This window comes from Acidovorax sp. T1 (assembly GCF_002176815.1).
In the GTDB taxonomy this organism is placed as follows: Bacteria; Pseudomonadota; Gammaproteobacteria; order Burkholderiales; family Burkholderiaceae_C; genus Acidovorax.
Map to the genome: position 1 here is coordinate 1091594 of NZ_CP021648.1, position 18699 is coordinate 1110292.

Consider the following 18699-nt stretch of genomic DNA (forward strand, 5'->3'; position numbering starts at 1 on the left):
CTGCCTGCGTCCCAGCGGATGCAGGCGGGCGCCCAGACCGCCCGCAAGGCAACGAATCAGGACTCGCGCCGCAGGGCCGGGAACAGGATCACGTCGCGGATGCTGGGGCTGTCGGTCAGCAGCATCATCAGGCGGTCGATGCCAATGCCGCAGCCGCCTGCGGGGGGCATGCCGTATTCGAGCGCGCGCACAAAGTCGTGGTCGTAGTACATGGCCTCATCGTCGCCGCTGTCCTTGGCGGCCACCTGGGCTTGAAAGCGCGCGGCCTGGTCTTCGGCGTCGTTCAATTCCGAAAAACCGTTGCCGAATTCGCGCCCGGTGATGTAGAGCTCGAAACGCTCGGTGACCTCGGGGCGGGTGTCGTTGGCGCGGGCCAGCGGCGAGATCTCGGTGGGGTGCTCCATGATGAAGGTGGGCTGCCACAGCTTGTCTTCCACCGTTTCTTCAAAGTACAGCACCTGCAGGCTGGCCAGGGTGCGCCCGGACAGCTGGTTCTTTTCTTCCGACATGCCCAGCTTTTTCAGCGCGCTGATCAGCCAGGCCGCATCGTCCACATGCGCGCCCGCTTCGGTGTGCTGGAAGATGGCTTCGCGGATCGTCAGGCGGGCAAACGGCTGGTTCAGGTCCACCTCGCGGCCCTGGTACGACAGCTGCAGGGTGCCCGCGGCTTTCAGGGCGGCATCGCGCACCAGCTGCTCGGTAAAGCCCATGAGGTCCTGGTAGTTCCAGTAGGCCGCATAGAACTCCATCATCGTGAACTCGGGGTTGTGGCGCACCGAGATGCCTTCGTTGCGGAAGTTGCGGTTGATCTCGAACACGCGCTCAAAGCCGCCCACCAGCAGGCGCTTGAGGTACAGCTCGGGGGCGATGCGCAGATACATTTGTTGTTCGAGCGCGTTGTGGTGCGTGACAAACGGCTTGGCATTGGCGCCGCCCGGAATGGGATGCAGCATGGGCGTCTCGACCTCCAAAAAGCCATGCTGCACCATGAAGTCGCGGATGCCGCTGACGGCCCGGCTGCGCGCCACGAAGCGCTTGCGCGCGGCCTCGTCGGTCATCAGGTCGATATAGCGCTGGCGGTATTTGACCTCCTGGTCGGCCACGCCGTGGAACTTGTCGGGCATGGGGCGCAGGCTCTTGGTCAGCAGCCGCAGCGTGGTCACCTTGACCGACAGCTCGCCGGTCTTGGTTTTCATCAGCGTGCCTTCGGCGCCGATGATGTCGCCCAGGTCCCAGTGCTTGAAGGCGGCGTAAAGATCCTCGCCCAGCGCGTCGCGCGTGATGTAGAGCTGGATGCGCCCCCCGGTTTCGCCCAGCGAGCCATCTTGCACGGTGGCAAAACTGGCCTTGCCCATCACGCGCTTGAGCATCATGCGCCCGGCCACGCTCACATGAACGGCGTGGGTTTCAAGCGACTCTGCGTCTTTGCTGGCATGCTGATCCTGCAGCGTGGCAGCGTGGTGCGCCGGTTTGAAATCATTGGGGAACGTGACGCCTGCGCCCTCGGCATGGGCCTCGCGCAAGGCGCGCAGCTTGTCCCGGCGCTCTGCGATGAGCTGGTTTTCGTCGTGGGGGGCGGGGGCTTGGTGTTGTTCTGACATAGGTGCCGTGGCTACGGGGCGTGGAATGTAGGGGCTGGTGGCAGCCAAACTATGGATTTTATGGGTTATCGGCAGGGTTCTGGTGCCGCGCGGAATACAGGCCCAGCACAGCCAGCGCCGTCCAGGCAATGATCTGCAGATCCAGCCACAGGCTGCGCGTGTGCACGTACTGCTGTGCATAGTGCAGTTTGGTGGGCAGGATCTGCTCCAAATAGGTGCGTTCGGGGTCAGGGCTCTGCGCCAGCAGATCGCTCTCGTTGCGGTATGCGATGGAGGCCAGGTCGGTAATGCCGGGGCGCACGCTGAGCACCACCGTGCGCAGGTTGGCGGGGTAGTGCGCCACATAGCGCGGCACCTCGGGGCGTGGGCCGACCACGCTCATGTCGCCGCAAAGCACGTTGAGGAACTGCGGCAACTCGTCCAGCTTGCTGCGGCGCAGCCAGGCGCCCGCGCGTGTGATGCGGGCGTCTTGGCCCACCGTAATTTGTGGGCCCGCCGCCTCGGCACCGGTCTGCATGGTGCGGAACTTATAGATGCCAAACAGTCGCCCACCTTGCCCCACACGTTGCTGCCGAAAGAACATCGGGCCCGGCGAATCCAGCCGCACCCACAGCGCCACGGTCAGCAGCACCGGGCCCAGCAGCAGCAGAGCCAAGGCGGCAAAAGCGATGTCGAACAGGCGTTTGGCCATGGAAGGTTCAGCCCAGCAACTCGTGCAGCGCGGCAATCACGCGGTCCTGGTGGGCATCTTGCATAGCCGTGAACAGCGGCAGGCTGAGCATGGCCTGGTAGGCCGCATCGGCCTGCGGAAATTGCTCTGGCGTGAGCCCGTAGCGGTCGCGCCAGTAGGGGTGGCGGTGCAATGGCACGTAGTGCACGCTGGTGCCGATGCCCCGGTCCGACAGCGCCTGGATGAGCTCGTCGCGGCCCATGCGCGCGCCCTGCGCCAGCCGGATGACGTAGAGGTGCCAGGCGTGCACATCGCCCGCCGGCGCGTCTGCAGGCAGCACCAGGGGCAAGTGGGCCAGCTGCGCCTGGTAGCGCGCTGCCAGATGCTGACGGCGCCGCACGAATTGCGGCAGGCGCTGCAGCTGGACCACGCCCATGGCGGCGGCGACGTCGGTCATGTTGTACTTGAAGCCGGGGGCCACCACCTCGTAGTACCACGCCGGGGTCTTGGAAGTGAAGCGGTCAAAGGCGTCGCGGCTCATGCCGTGCAGGCGCATTACGCGCATGCGCTCGGCCAGCTTTGGGTCGCGTGTCACGGCCATGCCGCCCTCTCCGGTGGTGATGGTCTTGTTGGCGTAGAAGCTGAACACTGTCACGTCGGATGTCAGCTGGCCTACCAGCGTGCCGTGCCAGGTGGTGGGCAGGGCGTGCGCGGCGTCTTCCACCACCTTGAGGCCGTGCTCGCTCGCAATGGCCAGAATGGCGTCCATATCGCAGGCCAAGCCCCCGTAGTGCACCGGCATGATGGCCTTGGTACGCGGGGTGATGGCGGCGCGGATGGCTTCGGGGTGCATGTTCAGTGTGACCGGGTCTACGTCCACCAGCACCGGGTCGGCACCCAGGTAGCGCACCACTTCCACCGTGGCGGTGAAAGTCAGCGTGGGCGCAATCACCTCGTCGCCCGGGCCAAAGCCCAGCGCTTCGAGCGCCAGGTGCAGGCCGGCCGTGGCGGAGTTGACGGCAATGGACTGCAGGCCATTACCGCCAAGGAAGTCGGTGAAAGCCTGCTCGAATTCTCTGGCCTTGGGCCCGGTGGTCACCCAGCCCGAACGCAGGGCCTCGGTCACGGCGACGATTTCCGCGTCGCCGATGTCGGGGCGGGCGAAGGGCAGAAAAGGCGGGGAGGGTGGTGCGGTTTGGGGCATGGTGTGTTCAGGGGCGCAGCGGCCGATGGTGTGGTTTTCCTGCCCCAATGCCTGCATGGCTGTCCAGGGGTGTTCATCGGGGTTTGACCGCCCAGGTCAGGCGGTGGGTGCGCAGCGGGTGCAGCAGCAGTGACGCCGCGCCGATCAGTGGCGCTGGCAGCCGCCGTGCGACCGGCGGCGCGAGCGTCAAGCGCCGCGCATGTAACCGTGCTTCAGGGAACAGTGCTCGCAGTTCGTCTGCAGGCACCTTGCGCACATCGGCATTGTGTGGGTTGTTGACGACAAAGTCATAGACCAGCACGCCACCGCCCGGTGCCACCCAGCGCCACAGCGTGCGTGCAAACTGTTGCCGGTAGCCGGGGTCAAGTAGCGAGCTGAACACGGTGAAGGCCAGCACGGCCTGCTGGCTGCCGTCGGTGATCGGCGTAGTGCAGGCGTCGCCCTGAACGATGCGTACCGGCTCCGGCAGGGCTGCTCGCGCCACCGTGGCGCGTTCGGGCAGCAGCTCGATGCCAGTGAGCTGTCCGGGCAAGGCGCCTAGGCGCAATAGGTCCAACAGGTTGCCGCCGCTGCCGCAGCCCACTTCGAGCAGGGTTCGGCCGACCAGGCTGTCCCAGCCGTGCGCGCGCCACAGGGCGGCCATGGCGCGCAAGCGCTCCTGCTGCGCCTGCAGGGCTGCAGCATTGGCGTACAGGCTGTAGCGCTGCGCGTCGGCATTGCTGTCGCGGCATGCGTAGCGGTTTTCGACGGCGCGGGTTTCGGGCGTGCTCACCTGGTGATCCTTGCGAAGCGCGATGAAGGCCCGCGTGCGCGCAGCACATCCCATAAGCCCTGCCAGGTTCCACAGCCGTAGCCGATGTGGAAAGCGGCGATCACGGCGGGTAAGCGCCACAGTGTGTGCCAGCCCCCCGCGGCACGCGCGGCGGCCGCGCTGGCCAGCAGGAGGTAGAGTCCGTAGAGCGCCAGCAGCGCGATGGTGGGCCACGGCGTCCATGAAAGCAGCAGGGCAGCTAGACCCAGCGCGGCGACGAACAGCGCTGGCACGAGCTGGCGCAGTGAACCCGGCTGGCCGTGCTTGCGCACCACGAAGGGCCGCCAGTAGCCGTACTGCTGCTGCTGGGCGTAGAGGTGGCGCAGCGAATCGCGCGGGTGGTAGACCGAGCGGATGGTGCCACTTTGCCAGACGCGGCCACCGCCCAGGCGCAGGCGCAGGTTGTGTTCGTCGTCCTGGTTGCGCACCAGCGCCTCGTCGAACAGGCCGAAGCGCGCGAACGCTTCGCGCCGCCAGCAGCCCAGGTACACGGTATCGACCGCGCCTTCGTAGGCCTGGTCGCGCGAGCGCGCGCCACCCACCACCCAGCGGCACTGGAAGGCCGCCGCGATGGCTTCGCCCATGGGGCCGGCGCCCTGCGCGACCCAGGGGCCGCCCACGTTGTCGGCACCGCTGCGCTCCAGGGTTTCAATGCATCGTGCCAAGTAGTCCGGGGCGAACACTGTGTGGATGTCGAGCCGGGCAATCACTGTGCCCTGGGCGCGCGCGATGCAGGCGTTGAGCCCGGTGGAGACGATACGGCCTGGGTTGTCCACGCACACCAGCCGCCCGTCGCGTGCGCAACGCTGCTGCAGGCGCTCGCGCGTGCAGTCACCGCTCTCGCCATCTGCGATCAGCACCTCCATACGCCAGCCCTCGGGGAGCTGCTGGCGCAGCACCGAGTCGCAGAACGCGTCGATGAAGGCCGCTTCGTTGCGGCAGGGGGCAATCACGCTGAGCAGGCGGGGCATGGTGGCGTGTGTCATTGCAGGAGTTGCCGGTACAGCCGGTCGATATGGTCCATCTGCGTCTTGCGGTCGCCGTCGAGCGCGATGCGCTCGGCATTGTGCGCTCCGACCTGGTGCATGCGGGCGTCGTCGCTGGCAAGTTGCTGCAGCACCCCGGCCAGCGCGCGTGCGTCGCCCGCGGGCACCAGCAGGTCGGGTGTGATCCATTGCCGGTTGGCCGGCAGGTCGCTCGCCACCACCGCCAGGCCACAGGCCATGCTTTCGAGCATGGCCACGGAGGTAGCGTCGCTCGTGGGCACGCTGACCGAAATCTTGCAGCGCGCCAGCACGGCGGCCATGCCTGCGTCGTCCAGGCGGCCGTGGAAGTTGACGCTTCGATCGAGTCCCCGTGCCTGCACTTGGCTGCGCAATTGCGCTTCGAGCGAGCCGCCACCGAGCAGGTGCAACTGGAGCGGTGTGCCGGGCAGTTGCTGGCACAGCAGCGCGAAGGCATCGATCAGCGTGGCTATCTGGTAATTGGGTTCCCAGGCGCGCAGGCTCACGATCTGCACGCCGTTCTTGTCTTCCCTGGGCGCTGGGGCGAAGCGCGCGCGGTCCACGCCCCAGTGGATCTCGTGCACTGGGGCGCGTGGGCGGTACTGCCGCGCGGCGTCGACCAGGCTGGCTGAGTCGCCTGTAATGAGATCGGCGCGGCGCAGGATCCAGCCGGTGAGCCAGCGCATCCATGAACGGGTGCGCGGCGTTACCAGCAGGTCGCTGCCCCAGGCCGTTATCACCAGCGGGTGGTGGTCACAGCGCGCGGCTAGGTAGCCGTAGGAGGTGACATAGTGCGCGTGCACGATGTCCGGGGCCAGTTCGCGCACATGGCGCTGGGCGTCGGCCACGCGCAGCAGCCAGTCGGCCTGGCGCCGCACCGGCGGCAGGATGCGCTGCTCCACGCCGTCGAGTGGCTCGGGCCGCGCCGTGACGAGGGATACACGCCAGCCGCGCGCCAGCATCTCCATCGCCCAGCGCCGGGTGTGGGGGCTGTTGGCGTCGCCCAACAGGCACAGGTGCGGGGCCATGTCAGCGCGGTTCCTGTGGTGCACGGGGCAGTTCGCCGGCCCAGGCGGCATAGTGGGTTGCCAGTTCGGGGTGCTGTGCCAGCAGGCGGGCGTCACCCGTGCGCACGTCCCCGATGATGGCGGCGGGCGAGCCCGCCATGATGGCGAAGTCCGGCACTTCGCCGCGCACCCGGGAATGGGCGCACACCACCACGCCCTTGCCGATGCGGCTGCCGGCCTCGACCACGCTGTGCGGGCCGATGAAGCTGTAGGCACCGATCTCGATCAGGGCGCGCACATAAGTCGGCACCTCACCCTGGTGGCTGGCGTAGGCGCGGCCCAGCAGCCGGATGCTGCGGTGCGAACTGTGCGTGACGATGCTGACAAAGTTGGTGATCTGCACCCCCTCGGCGATGCGCAGACCGGCCGTGGCGTCGAGGAAATTGAACTGGCCGATGAACACATGGTCCGCCAGCTCCAGTCCGGCCTCGCCCTCGATGCAGGTGCTGGGTGCGATGCGGGTATGCGGAAGGGCCTGGCCCGTGCGGCCTTGCTCGCCGAACACCATGCGGTAGAAAAGCTGCCGCCAGAGCCAGCGGCGCCAGCGGTTAAGCAAGGCTCTCATGGGGAATATCGCTCCAGAACGCGAGGGCCCGGAAATAGTAGAGGAAGTACGCTGCCATCGCGGCCGAAACGCCCCAGGCTGCACCTGCGAGCCCGCCCCAGTGGAGCCCGGCTGCCAGCCCGGCGAAAAACACCGCCTGCCCGAAGAGCGAGACCCGCAGCGCCCAGGGCTGGGCGCGCCAGGCCAGCGTGACCACAGAGAGCGGCGAGGCGATGAAGTGCAGCCCGATGTAGAGCGCCAGGCCGCGTGCCAGCGCTCCGGCATCGGACCACTGCGCGCCGAAGATCCAGGTGAACAACTCAGGCCCCCACAGCCCCAGCACGGCGGCCAGTGGCGCGGCGAGCAGTGCCAGCGCCAGCATGGTGCGACGCACCAGGGCGCGGGCCTCGGCCGCGCTGCGGGCCTGCAGCAGCTGGGGGTACAGCGCCTGCGAGAGCGCGCCTCCCAGTAGCGTGGCGGGCGCCTTGAGGTAGCGCAGCGCCAAGGCCCAGAAGCCGGCGGCCGCGTCCCCCGCCCAGGCGGCGATGAGCAGCAGGGCCAGCGTGTCCTGCAGTGCGCCGATGAAGGCGTGTGGCGTGTTGTAGAGCGGAAAGTCGCGGTGCCGTGCGGCCATGGCCTTGAGGCGTGGCAGCGGATGGCATGCCATGCGCCGCCAGCCACCTTGCGGGGCCGGCCGGGCCAGCAGCCAGGCGGCGCCCAGGCCCGCCACGATGGGGCCGAGCAGCAGGCCCACGGGCCCCATCTTGAGCAGGCCCAGCAGCACCTGCAGAATGGCGCCGCCGCCCTGCTGCACCAGGCGCGCCGCCGACAGCAGGCCAAAGCGCTGCCCGCGTGTGGCCCACAGGGTCAGCCACTGGGTGGTGCCGATGGCCAGCACGCCCGCCGGCAGCAACCAGGCCAGGGCCATGCCCGGCCAGAAGAGCAGCACTCCGGCCAGAAGGACGGATGCGGCCGTGGTGACCAGCAGCAGGCGCACGCACAGGGCCATGAGTAGCGACACGCCCTGGGGTTTCTTTTCGAGCGGCAGGGCGAATTCGTAGCGCGCGCAGGCCACCACGGCCAGGTTGGTGGCCACGGCCCAGAGCAGCGCGTACTGGCCGAAATCCCCCGGCGCGTACAGCCGCGTGAGCACCGGGCCCAGCAGCAGCGGCAGGGCGTGGGCCAGCACGCTGCCCGTGAGCAGCGTCAACGTGGCGCGCAGCAGGCCGGACGTCATGGTTGGGTGGAATCGGCGGGCTGGTAGCCGGGCACCAGCTGGCGCAACAGGGCCTTGATGGTGAGGGTGTCGTCCGCGAGGGCCGCGTTGCGCAAGGCCTCCAGCGTGGCCTGCATACCTTCCCAGGGGGCGTGTTCCTCGCGTGCGCGCAGGATGCGCGGGTGCGCGGTGGGCAGGGGGTGGTCGCCGATGAGCAGTTCCTCGTAGAGTTTTTCGCCAGGGCGCAGGCCGGTGAACTCGATGGCGATGTCGCCGCCCGGATGCTGATCGTCGCGCACGGTCAGACCCGACAGCGCCACCATGCGCCGGGCCAGCTCCACGATGCGGATGGGCTCGCCCATGTCGAGCAGGAACAGATCGCCGCCCTCAGCCATGGCGCCGGCTTGGAGCACAAGCTGCGCCGCCTCGGGGATGGTCATGAAATAGCGCGTGACCTCCGGGTGCGTGACCGTGATGGGGCCGCCCGCAGCGATCTGGCGGCGGAACAGCGGAATCACGCTGCCGCTGGAGCCCAACACGTTGCCGAAGCGCACCATAGAAAAGCGCGTAGGGCAGTGCCAGGGGGGCGTGGTCACTGCCGCGTCAAACGGCGGCTGGTCGCTGGCCGCGATGGCCTGCAGAACCAGTTCGGCCACGCGCTTGCTCGCGCCCATGATGTTGGTGGGGCGTACGGCCTTGTCGGTGGAAACGAGCACGAAATGCCGTGCCCCATATTCCAGCGCCATGCGCACCATATTGAGCGTGCCGAACACATTGTTGAGCACGCCTTCGCCCGCATTGGCCTCGACCATCGGCACATGTTTGTAGGCGGCGGCGTGGTAAATGGAGCCGGGGCAGTGCGCATGGTAGATATCAGCCATGCGCCGCGGGTCGGCCACGCTGGCCAGCAGTGGCACGAGTTCGCAGGCGTGCACGCCTTGGTCGTGCAGCGCCTGCAACTCGTGGTGGATGGCGTAGAGCGCGTATTCGCTGTGATCTACCAGCAGCAGCCTCGCCGGGCCTTCCTGCACGATCTGACGGCACAGTTCGCTGCCGATGCTGCCGCCTGCGCCGGTGACCATGATTACCTTGCCTGCCAAATTGCGGCTTAGCAGCTCGGGATTGGCCGTTACAGGTTCGCGACCGAGCAGGTCTTCAATGTCTAGGTCCTGAAAGTCGGTAATGGTGACTCGCCCGCTGGCCAGGTCGGTCAGCCCGGGCAGGGTGCGAATGCGCACGGGCAAATCGCGCAGGCTTTCGATGATCTGGCGGCGGCGCTGGCGCGTGGCGCTGGGCAGTGCCAGCAATACGTCGGTGATGCCGAGGCGATCAATGATGTGGGGCAGGTCTTGTGGTGCATAGACGCGGGTGCCATTGATGCTACGCCCGGCCTTGGCAGCGTCGTCATCCACAAAACCTTGCAACAGGTACTGATGTGCACCCCCAAGGCCGGCCGCTGTCTGCGCGCCAGCGCTCCCAGCACCATAAATCAGCAATCGGCTCGGTGCAGTGCCCGGGCGTCCCCTGAGCCAGTGCCAACCCAGAGCGCGACTGGTGCCAATCATCAACAACAAAATCAGCGGCTGCAGTATGCCCACGCTTCGGGGAACACCTTCCCATTGCACGCTGAGTAATATTGACAAAAGAACGGCGCCATAGATTGCCACAGCCTTGCCTGTTGTGATCAGCGCTGTGACCCCGGTATAGCGAAATATGGCGCGGTAAAGTCCCTGGTTCACCAGAATGGGGAAGGCAAGCAGGGGCGCCATGGCATAAACCGGCCATTGCAGGCCTTCGGGCCAATGCAGGGTGTCCAGCCGCAAGCTGAAAGCCAGCCACATGGCGAGAATGCCCATGCAGCCATCCATGGCCACGACGAACAGTCGTTTGGCAGAGCGCGGCCATTCCAGAACGTGGCGCAGTAAATACCGGTCTTGGGGCATTCGTCTATGGAGGCGCAATTCCGGTGCGTTCCAGCACATCGCCCACCAGTTCCAGTCGGACCAGGGGGTTGTCAAGTTCCATCAGCTGCTGCTTGAGTTCCAGGGGGATGGGCAGCAGTTCACACCAGCGGTTGGCGACCCAGCCGCAGTCGGACAGTTGAGCGGGGGTTGGAGAGGCGGCCGTTGCGGCATCGTTGTAGCGCTCGCGCAGGGACGCCAGCACCTGGGCGAGGGCTGTTGCCGTTGCCAAAAGATCCTCGGGAATCTGCACGGGCATGTCTGCGGCCAGTTGCTCCACATCGGCGACCCACAGGCCGTGGGGTAAATGGCTGCGCTGGGTGATGCGAAAACGCTGGCTGCCGCGGCACAGCAGGGTGATCAACCCGGGCTGCGGGTTGTCGATCTTCTCGATCACGGCCAGGGTGCCGATGTCGTGGAATAGCTCGTCGGGCGCGCCCGCATGGCGCACCTCTTGGCCCTGCGTGAGCACCACGACGCCAAAGGGGGCGCCTGCATGGTGGCATTTGCGCACCATGTCGAGGTAGCGCACCTCGAACACGCGCAGCGCCAGCACTCCGCCAGGAAACAGCACGGAATGGAGCGGAAACAGCGGAAGGGAGGACAGGGTGAGGGGTTGTGTCATGGGCGCAGGTCTTCGGCCGCTATCATCCCATGGCGCGGTCTTCTTGCGCTCGCGACCTACTCCAATTTGTCTCATCCATGCTCTACCAGATCGCCTCTTTCCTGCTCGACGTCATTGGTGGCCTGCTGACCGGGGCTTGCCTTTTGCGCCTGTACATGCAGTGGCAGCGTGTTTCGTTCTCGAATCCGGTCGGTGGGCTGGTTTTTGCGCTGACGGACTGGCTCATCATGCCGCTGCGCCGGGTGATTCCGCCCGTGGGGCGCTGGGATGTGTCGAGCCTGGTGGCCGCCGTGCTGCTGCAACTGGTGCAGTATTTCTTGCTCACATTGCTGCTGGGCGCCGCATCGGCATGGGCCTGGCTGCCGTGGCTGGCATTGTTCGGCCTGGCGCGCGTGGCGGTGTCGGGGCTGATCGGCTTGCTGATTGTCTTCGCCGTGATGTCGTGGGTGCAGGCGCGCTCACCCTTGGCCGATGTGATTGCACGGTTGTGCGAGCCCATCTTGCGGCCGTTTCGCCGCGTCATTCCGCTGGTGGGCGGCATCGATCTGTCGCCGCTGGTGGTGCTGGTGCTGCTGCAGGTCGTGATGATCGTGCTGGGCCATTTGCAGGCCAGCGTTTTGCGGTGATCTGAAAATATCAGCGAAATTGGCAACTAGCGCTTATGGATAAAGCGCTGATAGCTATCAAAATAATAGTATCTTCATGCCGCCCGCGTGGCCCACCGCCCCTGTGTGCGGCTTTGCGCACGCGGCTGCCTGGGTTCACATCACCGCGTCGGCAGGCAGGCGTTGCAGCATGGCCAGGCTGCTGGCTACGGTGTTGCGCAGCTCGCGGCGGTCGCAGATGAAGTCCACGGCGCCCTTGGTCTGCAGGAACTCGGCACGCTGAAAGCCCTCGGGCAGCGTCACGCGCACAGTGGATTCGATCACGCGGGGGCCGGCAAAGCCGATCAAGGCCTTGGGCTCGGCAATCACGATGTCGCCCACAAAGGCAAAACCGGCGCTCACGCCGCCCATGGTCGGGTCGGTCAGCACGCTGATGTAGGGCAGGCCCTTCTTGGCCAGGCGGGTCAGGGCCGCGTTGGTCTTGGCCATCTGCATGAGCGACAGCAGGCCTTCCTGCATGCGCGCGCCACCGGTGGCGGTGAAGCAGAGAAACGGCACTTTCTGCTCGATGGCGGTTTCCACGCCGCGCACAAAGCGTTCGCCCACCACGCTGCCCATGCTGCCGCCCATGAAGTCGAACTCGAAGCAGGCCACCACCAGGTTGATGCTTTTGACCGCGCCGCCCATGACGATGAGGGCGTCGGTCTCACCGGTGTTTTCCAATGCTTCCTTCAGGCGCTCGGGATATTTGCGGCTGTCCTTGAACTTGAGCGCGTCCACGGGCAGCACTTCCTGGCCGATTTCGTAGCGGCCTTCGGGGTCCAGAAAGGTGTTCAGCCGGGCCCGTGCACCGATGCGGTGGTGGTGGCTGCAGTGGGGGCAGACGTTCTGGTTTTGCTCCAGATCGGCCTTGTAGAGCACTGTTTCACAGCTCGGGCACTTGATCCACAGACCTTCGGGCACCTGGCGGCGCTCGGTAGGGTCGGTTTGCTGGATTTTGGCGGGCAGAAGTTTTTCGAGCCAAGACATGGTGTTTTCCTCTTCATTGGCCCGGCTTACGGCGAAGCTGGTGGGCGTTCGCCGGGCGAGCCGGGTGTGAATCTGTTGGCGCACCCCGAGGTGCGCCGGGCTGCATTATGCGTCGAGCGCTTTTCGGATGCCGCGCAGGAAGTCGATCGTGATGGGCACCACCTTGGCGTGTTCCTGGTATTCGATCAGCTGGATGATGCGGCTGCCGATCACCACGGCGTCGGCCACCTTGCCGATCGCCTGGGCCGTGGCGGCATCGCGGATGCCAAAGCCCACGCCCACGGGGATGTGCACATGCTGGCGGATGCGGGGCAGCATCTGCTCCACCGCAGCGGTGTCGAGTGCGCCAGAACCTGTGACACCCTTGAGCGACACGTAATACACATAGCCGCTGGCCACGCGGGCCACCTGGGCCATGCGCTCGTCGGTGCTGGTGGGGGCCAGCAGGAAGATCAGGTCCATGCCGTGTGCGCGCAGGCTGGCGGCAAAGGCTTCGCATTCCTCGGGCGGGTAGTCCACGACGAGCACGCCATCGACGCCAGCCGCAGCCGCATCGCGCACGAAGCTATCGGTGCCGTGTTGCTGGTCGTAGCGCTCCACGGGGTTGGCATAGCCCATCAGCACCACGGGCGTGGTGTTGTTGCGCTTGCGGAATTCACGCACATGGTTCAGCACCTGCACCATGCCAATGCCCAGGCCGAGGGCCTTTTCGCCCGCCTTCTGGATCACCGGGCCGTCGGCCATGGGGTCGGAGAACGGCACGCCCAGCTCAATCACGTCGGCACCGGCCTCGACCATGCCGTGCATGAGGGCGGGGGTGATGTCGGCAAACGGGAAACCGGCGGTCACATAAGGAATGAGCGCCTTGCGGCCCTGGGCCTTGAGTGCGGAAAACGTGGATTCGATTCGGCTCATTGGACCACCTTGATGGTTTGCTCGCCGCCCTTGACGGACTGCCCCTGGCAGCTGGGGCGGCAGTAAAAATCGGCGCCGCTGAGGTCGGCCACGGTGCCGATGTCCTTGTCGCCACGGCCCGAGAGGTTGACCAGAATCGACTGGTCGGGGCGCATGGTCTTGGCCAGCTTCATGGCGTAGGCCACGGCGTGGCTGGATTCCAGCGCGGGGATGATGCCTTCGGTGCGGCACAGGTAGTGGAAGGCGGCCAGCGCTTCCTGGTCGGTGATGCCGACATATTCGGCACGCCCGATCTCTTGCAGCCAGGCGTGCTCGGGGCCCACGCCGGGGTAGTCCAGGCCTGCGCTGATGCTGTGGGTTTCGGTGATCTGGCCATTGGCATCCTGCAGGATGAAGGTGCGGTTGCCATGCAGCACGCCCGAGCTGCCCTTTTGCAGCGATGCCGAGTGCTTGCCCGATTCCAGCCCCTCGCCCGCAGCCTCCACGCCAATCAGGCGGGTCTTTTCAAACGGAATATAGGGGTAGAAGATGCCCATGGCATTGCTGCCGCCGCCCACGCAGGCCACCACCACATCGGGCTGCAAAGTGGAGGTCTTTGTGGCTGCCTTCTGGGCGGCCAGCATTTCGGGCATCTGCACGATGCATTCCTTGCCGATCACGCTCTGGAAGTCGCGCACCATCATGGGGTAGGGGTGGGGGCCCGCCACCGTGCCGATGATGTAGAAGGTGTTGTCCACGTTGGCCACCCAGTCGCGCATGGCTTCGTTGAGTGCGTCTTTCAGCGTCTTGCTGCCCGACTCGACGGGTACCACGGTGGCGCCCAGCAGCTTCATGCGGTACACGTTGGGGCTTTGGCGCTTGACGTCTTCCGCCCCCATGTACACCACGCATTCGAGGCCATAGCGGGCGCAGATGGTGGCCGTGGCCACGCCGTGCTGGCCGGCGCCGGTTTCGGCAATGATGCGCGGCTTGCCCATGCGTTTGGCGAGCATGGCCTGGCCGATCACGTTGTTGATCTTGTGGGCGCCGGTGTGGTTGAGGTCTTCGCGCTTGAGATAAATCTGCGCGCCGCCCATCTCGCGGCTGGTGCGCGCTGCGTGGTACACGGGCGAGGGGCGACCCACGAAGTGCTTGAGCTCGTAGTGGAACTCGGCCAGGAACTCGGGGTCGTGCTGGTAGCGGGCATAGGCCTCGCGCAGTTCCTGGATGGCGTGGGTCAACGTCTCGCTGACGAAGCTGCCGCCGTAGGGGCCAAAGTGGCCCGAGGAGTCAGGTTGCTGGTAGGAATTCATGGGGGATTCTTTGCAAGTTGTGCATCGGCCGCACGCACGGCGGCCACGAAGCGATGGATCTTGTCGGCGTCCTTGATGCCCTTCATGGGCTTGCCATCGGGGCCATCGGCCTCGACGCCGGAGCTGACATCAACGGCCAGCGAGAAGCCTCGCGGGCGTACTTGCACAATGCCATCGGTCACGTTTGCAGGCGTGAGTCCACCAGACAAAACGAGATGAGAGGCTACGCTTGGTGGAAGGAGTGACCAATTGAATGCCTTGCCGCCGCCGCCAAAACCGTCGACATGGGCGTCGAGCAGGATGGCTTGGGCTTTCGAGTAATCATGGGCGTATTTTACGAGGTCGAACCGCGCTGCACCGTCGCCCAGGGGAATGCGGGCTGCGCGCAGAAACGGCCGGGCGCCCCCCAGGGTGGAGGCCAGGCATTCGGCAGGGGACTCATCCCCGTGAAATTGGATTGTAGCGCCCGCCAGTAAAGCGCTTGCAGCTATGATATTTGAAGCGGTCTCGTTGACGAACAACAGCACTGGGGTGACGAAGGGTGGCAGGCGGTCGGCCAGTGCGGCAGCCCTTTGTGGGGAGACGGCCCGGGGGCTTGGGGCATACAGCACGAAGCCGATGGCATCCACGCCGGCGGCAACGGCTGCGTCCACATCCTGCTCGCGTGTCAGGCCGCAAACCTTGATGCGGGTGCGAATGCAGGAAGAGGGGTGTGGTTTTTCTGGCGGCAGGCTGCTCATGGCAGCCAATCATACGCAGCCGTGCGGCTGGGCAGGCCCCAGTGGGGTTCATAGACGGGGCCCTGAAAATACAGGCCATCGGGTGAAAAGGTGGGGGCTGCCGCATCTCGGGAGCGCGCAGCCAGCACCTCGCCGATCCATTGCGGGGGCTTTTTGCCCTGGCCCACGGCAATCAGGCAACCCATGATGTTGCGAATCATGTGGTGCAGAAAGGCGTTGGCCTCGAACTCGAAGCGCCAGTAGCAGGGTGCAAAGCCTTCGGACGGCGCTGCCATGTCGGATTGCCTGCGCGTGATGTCGATGCGCTGCAAGGTCTTGACGGGCGACTTGGCCTGGCAAGCCGAAGCCCGGAAGGAGGTGAAGTCGTGTTCACCCAGCAACTGTTGCGCGGCCTGCAACATGGCGGCGTGGTCGAGCGGGTAGAACACCCAGCCCACGCGGCCCGCATCGACGCTGGGGCGCACGGGCGACTGCAGCAGCACATAGGCATAGCGCCGCGCAGTCGCGCTGGCACGCGCGTGAAAATCTTTGGGCACCGGCTGGGCCCATTGCACCGCAATATCCGCTGGCAAAAAGGTGTTGGTGCCGCGCACCCACGACGACGCCGGGCGGTGCAGTGGCGTATCAAAGTGAACGACCTGCATGAGGCCGTGCACCCCCGCATCGGTGCGGCCCGCGCACAGCGTGCTGACCTGGTGCGTGGCAAAGCGGCCCAAGGCCGCTTCGAGATGATCCTGGATGGTGTTGCCCGACAACTGGCTTTGCCAGCCGCTGTAACGCTGGCCGTTGTAGGCCACCCCCATGGCCACCCTGGAGAGAGTGCCTGGGTCGGTGTCTTGCGGGGTGTCTGGATCGATGGGGCGCATCAGCCCAGGTCGGCCAGCAGCCGCTGGGCGCGGGCCTTGAGCGCCCCCGTGGATTCGGCAACCACTTCTTCGACCAGGGTGCGGGCCCCGTCGGTATCGCCGATGGCATTGAACTCATGCGCCAGCGCTAGCTTGGTGGCCAAGGGGTCGTCGGCATCGACGTCGCTGTCTGCTGCGGCGGGCGCCATTGCCGTGGCTGAGGCAGACTGGGAAGGTGCATCCAGGTCCAGCGTCAGGTCGCCCAGGTCGAACTCCATGGGAGCTGTTTCCATGGGGGCCATGTCGGTGGTGTCCTCCGTGGCGCTGTCCGTCAGCGACATGGCGTCGGACGGGAGCATGGTGAGGTCGTCGGAGGTCGGGAAATCGAGGTCGGCCATCGGCGGCGTCGCGATCGCAGGTGCGGCTGCCTCGGCGGGCTGGACGGCAGACAGCGATGCGGGCAGGTCAAGTTGCGCAACGGCTGCCAATTCGGTGTCGCTTTCCTCGGCGGCGGTTGCAGCTGCCGCCGCTGCGGCAAAGCCACCCGCAGCGGCTGGCGCCTCGGTTAGCGCATCTTCGGGCAAATCCAGATCGAGATTGAAATCCAGGTCGGGTGGCAGTGCTGCTGCGGGGGGCATGGCCATCACGGCGGCCGACAAAGTGGCCGGGGATGGAGCGGTGGCATCGCCTTGGTTCGTGCCAGGACGGCCGCCAGGCTGGTACACCGGGTTCTCCTGGTCCAGATCGCGGCCCAGTTCGCTGACATGGGTCCAGTCCGGACCTTCGCCTTGCGTCAGCTTGAACACATCTGCGGCCACTGCATCCAGGGCCTTGCGATCCTGCCGTTTGGCGTAAATCTCGGCCAGCTTGACGTGCACCGATACGCGGGCTGGATTGTGGCGAATCGCTTCCTTGAGGATTTCTTCGGCCTGGAGGTCGCGGCCATACGCCAGGTAAACGTCTGCTTCGGCCACGGGATCCACGTCACCGCCGGCATCGAGCTGGCTGGAAGAGTAGGCCATAGATGAGCCGGTGGTCATCTGGCTGTTGGCCGTGTCCACTTGCTGGCCGCCGCTGGCGCCAAAGAAGGAGTCGGGTTGCAGGCTGCTTGCCAGGAACGAACTGTCGACACCGGCATTGGCGCGACGTCGTTGCACCACGCGGTAGGCACCGTAACCGCCCAGCGCGATCAGTGCGAGGAGCCCCCCGGCAGGCACCAGGGGGTCTTCCATGAGGCCCGACAGGAAGCTCGGCTCGGGTGCAGGGGCTGGCGCTGGCACCGGTGCGGGCTTGGGTACAGGTTTTGGCGCAGGGGCGGATGCGGGTGCCGCGGCTTCTGCAGGCACGCTGGCTGCGGGGGATGCCGCCATGGCCGCGGGCTCGGAGGCCGCTGGCTGGATGGACGCCGCAGCCGGCATGGCTGCTGCCACTGCGCCGGGCGCGCTGGAGGCTGCGGCGGCAGGTGCACTGACCTGCGCAGACGCCGCGCTGAGCTTGTTCAGCTCGTTGATGTTTTTGGCCAGTTCGGCCATGCGGGCCGAGGATTCGTTGGCCTGCTTGTCTTTGGCCAGCTGGTCTTCTGCCGCCTTCTGGCCCGTCATGGCGCCCTTGGACAGGGTCAGCTTGTCGGGCGCGGCGGTTGCGGGTTTCTTGTCTTCGACCTGGGCTTGCACCGTGCCGCTGGCAGAGCGCTCTGCGGCCGCCACTTGGGCGGTGGGCGCTGCCGCAGCGAGTTTGCGGCGGAACACGTTGAAATCCCGGCTTTGTGCCGCCAGAACCTGGCGGGCTTCGCCCGGTGGGGTCGCCAATGCGGTTGCCTCGTCCGGCATTTGCAGCACGGCACCGGCCTTGATCCGGTTGACGTTGCCCTGGATGAAGGCGTCCGGGTTGGCGCGCATCAGCGCCACCAGCATCTGGTCCAGCGATACGCTGGCAGGGCGATACGTGTTGGCCAGGCGACCCGCCGTGTCGCCTGGCCGAACGGTGACACTGTTGGCTGAAGCGGGGCGTGGGTTGGCGGCTGCAGCGCTGCGGGGCGCACGCGGGGCGGAAGGCGCCGTTGCACGCGGGGCGATCGGTGCAGAACCCGTTTGCGCCTGGGCCACGGGGGCCGAAACCTGCGGTGCCGCGGTTACCGTGGGCGTTGCGCGGCGCAAGGCTGGCGGATCGAACAGCATGGTGTAGCTGCGCACGATGTGGCCGCTGCTCCAGGAGGCGTCGAGAACCAGGTCTATGAAGGGGTCGTTGACAGGGCGGTCGCTGGACAAGCGCAGCACCGCTGTGCCGTCGGTCCGCCGCTGCAGCTGCACGCGCAGATTGTTCACCGCCGGAGTGAACTCCATGCCCTGGGCACGAAAGACTTCGGGAGATGCCGTTTTGGCGCTCAGGGTGTCGGCCTCGGCCGGTGTGATTTGGGGCAGGTCGATTTCTGCGCGCAGTGGCTCACCAAGAGCAGATTGCACCGTAATGCGGCCCAGTGCGAGGGCGGAGGCATCGTCGGCATAAAAACCGGTCAAAGCGACGGCCGCGGCCGCCAGGACAGAAAATTTCCAACGATGCATGTGTGCCAT

The 18699-nt window shown here is 66.2% G+C and carries 16 protein-coding genes and 1 pseudogene; 1 reads left to right on the forward strand and 16 read right to left on the reverse strand.

Going from position 1 to position 18699, the window contains the following annotated elements; translation table 11 throughout:
- Positions 1-56 precede the first annotated feature (56 nt).
- The 10 genes from lysS to CCX87_RS05295 all read right to left on the reverse strand — a co-directional run bounded on the left by lysS (position 57) and on the right by CCX87_RS05295 (position 10703).
- Positions 57-1601, reverse strand: a complete 1545-nt coding sequence (lysS, locus tag CCX87_RS05250; RefSeq protein ID WP_087744353.1) for a lysine--tRNA ligase — start codon at positions 1599-1601, stop codon at positions 57-59.
- Positions 1602-1659: 58 nt separating this feature from the next.
- Positions 1660-2292, reverse strand: a complete 633-nt coding sequence (locus CCX87_RS05255) for a sugar transferase (RefSeq protein WP_087744355.1) — start codon at positions 2290-2292, stop codon at positions 1660-1662.
- Positions 2293-2299: 7 nt separating this feature from the next.
- The gene (locus CCX87_RS05260) at positions 2300-3475 is read right to left on the reverse strand and encodes a DegT/DnrJ/EryC1/StrS family aminotransferase (RefSeq protein WP_087748190.1); all 1176 of its coding nucleotides are present in this window, start codon (positions 3473-3475) and stop codon (positions 2300-2302) included.
- Positions 3476-3548: 73 nt separating this feature from the next.
- The gene (locus CCX87_RS05265) at positions 3549-4247 is read right to left on the reverse strand and encodes a class I SAM-dependent methyltransferase (protein ID WP_087744358.1); all 699 of its coding nucleotides are present in this window, start codon (positions 4245-4247) and stop codon (positions 3549-3551) included.
- Positions 4244-5272, reverse strand: a complete 1029-nt coding sequence (locus CCX87_RS05270) for a glycosyltransferase family 2 protein (RefSeq protein ID WP_087744360.1) — start codon at positions 5270-5272, stop codon at positions 4244-4246. Before CCX87_RS05270 ends, CCX87_RS05265 begins: the two co-directional genes overlap by 4 nt.
- Positions 5269-6318, reverse strand: a complete 1050-nt coding sequence (locus tag CCX87_RS05275; protein WP_087744362.1) for a glycosyltransferase — start codon at positions 6316-6318, stop codon at positions 5269-5271. The genes CCX87_RS05270 and CCX87_RS05275 overlap by 4 nt, the downstream gene beginning before the upstream one ends.
- A gap of 1 nt (position 6319) precedes the next feature.
- Complete coding sequence (locus CCX87_RS05280; protein ID WP_087744364.1) at positions 6320-6922, reverse strand: acyltransferase; 603 nt, start codon at positions 6920-6922, stop codon at positions 6320-6322.
- On the reverse strand, positions 6906-8138 hold the full coding sequence (locus CCX87_RS05285; RefSeq protein WP_087744367.1) for a lipopolysaccharide biosynthesis protein: 1233 nt from the start codon (positions 8136-8138) through the stop codon (positions 6906-6908). The genes CCX87_RS05280 and CCX87_RS05285 overlap by 17 nt, the downstream gene beginning before the upstream one ends.
- Entirely contained in the window at positions 8135-10060 is a 1926-nt protein-coding gene (locus tag CCX87_RS05290; RefSeq protein ID WP_087744370.1) for a polysaccharide biosynthesis protein, read from the reverse strand. Before CCX87_RS05290 ends, CCX87_RS05285 begins: the two co-directional genes overlap by 4 nt.
- Before the next feature lie 4 nt (positions 10061-10064).
- Complete coding sequence (locus CCX87_RS05295) at positions 10065-10703, reverse strand: LON peptidase substrate-binding domain-containing protein (protein WP_087744372.1); 639 nt, start codon at positions 10701-10703, stop codon at positions 10065-10067.
- A 77-nt stretch (positions 10704-10780) separates the two neighbouring features.
- Here CCX87_RS05295 and CCX87_RS05300 point away from each other — a divergent pair, with 77 nt between their 5' ends.
- Positions 10781-11329 (forward strand): YggT family protein, encoded by a 549-nt coding sequence (locus CCX87_RS05300; protein ID WP_087744374.1) that lies wholly within the window; start codon positions 10781-10783, stop codon positions 11327-11329.
- A gap of 135 nt (positions 11330-11464) precedes the next feature.
- Here CCX87_RS05300 and accD read toward each other — a convergent pair whose 3' ends face one another.
- The 6 genes and pseudogenes from accD to CCX87_RS05330 all read right to left on the reverse strand — a co-directional run bounded on the left by accD (position 11465) and on the right by CCX87_RS05330 (position 18690).
- Entirely contained in the window at positions 11465-12337 is an 873-nt protein-coding gene (gene accD / locus CCX87_RS05305; protein WP_087744375.1) for an acetyl-CoA carboxylase, carboxyltransferase subunit beta, read from the reverse strand.
- Positions 12338-12442: 105 nt separating this feature from the next.
- A complete protein-coding gene (trpA, locus tag CCX87_RS05310) occupies positions 12443-13252 on the reverse strand; it encodes a tryptophan synthase subunit alpha (RefSeq protein WP_087744376.1) in 810 nt (269 codons plus the stop codon).
- The gene (gene trpB, locus CCX87_RS05315) at positions 13249-14544 is read right to left on the reverse strand and encodes a tryptophan synthase subunit beta (RefSeq protein ID WP_087744377.1); all 1296 of its coding nucleotides are present in this window, start codon (positions 14542-14544) and stop codon (positions 13249-13251) included. The genes trpA and trpB overlap by 4 nt, the downstream gene beginning before the upstream one ends.
- A pseudogene (locus CCX87_RS05320) lies at positions 14522-15284 on the reverse strand (phosphoribosylanthranilate isomerase). Before CCX87_RS05320 ends, trpB begins: the two are co-directional and overlap by 23 nt.
- Positions 15281-16150: a tRNA pseudouridine(38-40) synthase TruA gene (gene truA, locus CCX87_RS05325; RefSeq protein WP_087744381.1), complete on the reverse strand. Its 870-nt coding sequence runs from the start codon at positions 16148-16150 to the stop codon at positions 15281-15283. Before truA ends, CCX87_RS05320 begins: the two are co-directional and overlap by 4 nt.
- Positions 16150-18690 carry a FimV/HubP family polar landmark protein gene (locus CCX87_RS05330; RefSeq protein ID WP_232476490.1) on the reverse strand — a complete coding sequence of 847 codons (2541 nt, stop codon included), beginning with the start codon at positions 18688-18690 and terminating at the stop codon, positions 16150-16152. Before CCX87_RS05330 ends, truA begins: the two co-directional genes overlap by 1 nt.
- Positions 18691-18699: the final 9 nt, after the last annotated feature.

What these genes read in the sequence shown, in the direction of transcription:
- lysS (WP_087744353.1), bottom strand. Translation starts at nt 1,601, where the DNA reads ATGTCAGAACAACACCAAGCCCCCGCCCCCCACGACGAAAACCAGCTC.
- CCX87_RS05255 (WP_087744355.1), bottom strand. Translation starts at nt 2,292, where the DNA reads ATGGCCAAACGCCTGTTCGACATCGCTTTTGCCGCCTTGGCTCTGCTG.
- CCX87_RS05260 (WP_087748190.1), bottom strand. Translation starts at nt 3,475, where the DNA reads ATGCCCCAAACCGCACCACCCTCCCCGCCTTTTCTGCCCTTCGCCCGC.
- CCX87_RS05270 (WP_087744360.1), bottom strand. Translation starts at nt 5,272, where the DNA reads ATGACACACGCCACCATGCCCCGCCTGCTCAGCGTGATTGCCCCCTGC.
- CCX87_RS05275 (WP_087744362.1), bottom strand. Translation starts at nt 6,318, where the DNA reads ATGGCCCCGCACCTGTGCCTGTTGGGCGACGCCAACAGCCCCCACACC.
- CCX87_RS05280 (WP_087744364.1), bottom strand. Translation starts at nt 6,922, where the DNA reads ATGAGAGCCTTGCTTAACCGCTGGCGCCGCTGGCTCTGGCGGCAGCTT.
- CCX87_RS05285 (WP_087744367.1), bottom strand. Translation starts at nt 8,138, where the DNA reads ATGACGTCCGGCCTGCTGCGCGCCACGTTGACGCTGCTCACGGGCAGC.
- CCX87_RS05290 (WP_087744370.1), bottom strand. Translation starts at nt 10,060, where the DNA reads ATGCCCCAAGACCGGTATTTACTGCGCCACGTTCTGGAATGGCCGCGC.
- CCX87_RS05295 (WP_087744372.1), bottom strand. Translation starts at nt 10,703, where the DNA reads ATGACACAACCCCTCACCCTGTCCTCCCTTCCGCTGTTTCCGCTCCAT.
- CCX87_RS05300 (WP_087744374.1), top strand. Translation starts at nt 10,781, where the DNA reads ATGCTCTACCAGATCGCCTCTTTCCTGCTCGACGTCATTGGTGGCCTG.
- accD (WP_087744375.1), bottom strand. Translation starts at nt 12,337, where the DNA reads ATGTCTTGGCTCGAAAAACTTCTGCCCGCCAAAATCCAGCAAACCGAC.
- trpA (WP_087744376.1), bottom strand. Translation starts at nt 13,252, where the DNA reads ATGAGCCGAATCGAATCCACGTTTTCCGCACTCAAGGCCCAGGGCCGC.
- trpB (WP_087744377.1), bottom strand. Translation starts at nt 14,544, where the DNA reads ATGAATTCCTACCAGCAACCTGACTCCTCGGGCCACTTTGGCCCCTAC.
- truA (WP_087744381.1), bottom strand. Translation starts at nt 16,150, where the DNA reads ATGCGCCCCATCGATCCAGACACCCCGCAAGACACCGACCCAGGCACT.
- CCX87_RS05330 (WP_232476490.1), bottom strand. Translation starts at nt 18,690, where the DNA reads ATGCATCGTTGGAAATTTTCTGTCCTGGCGGCCGCGGCCGTCGCTTTG.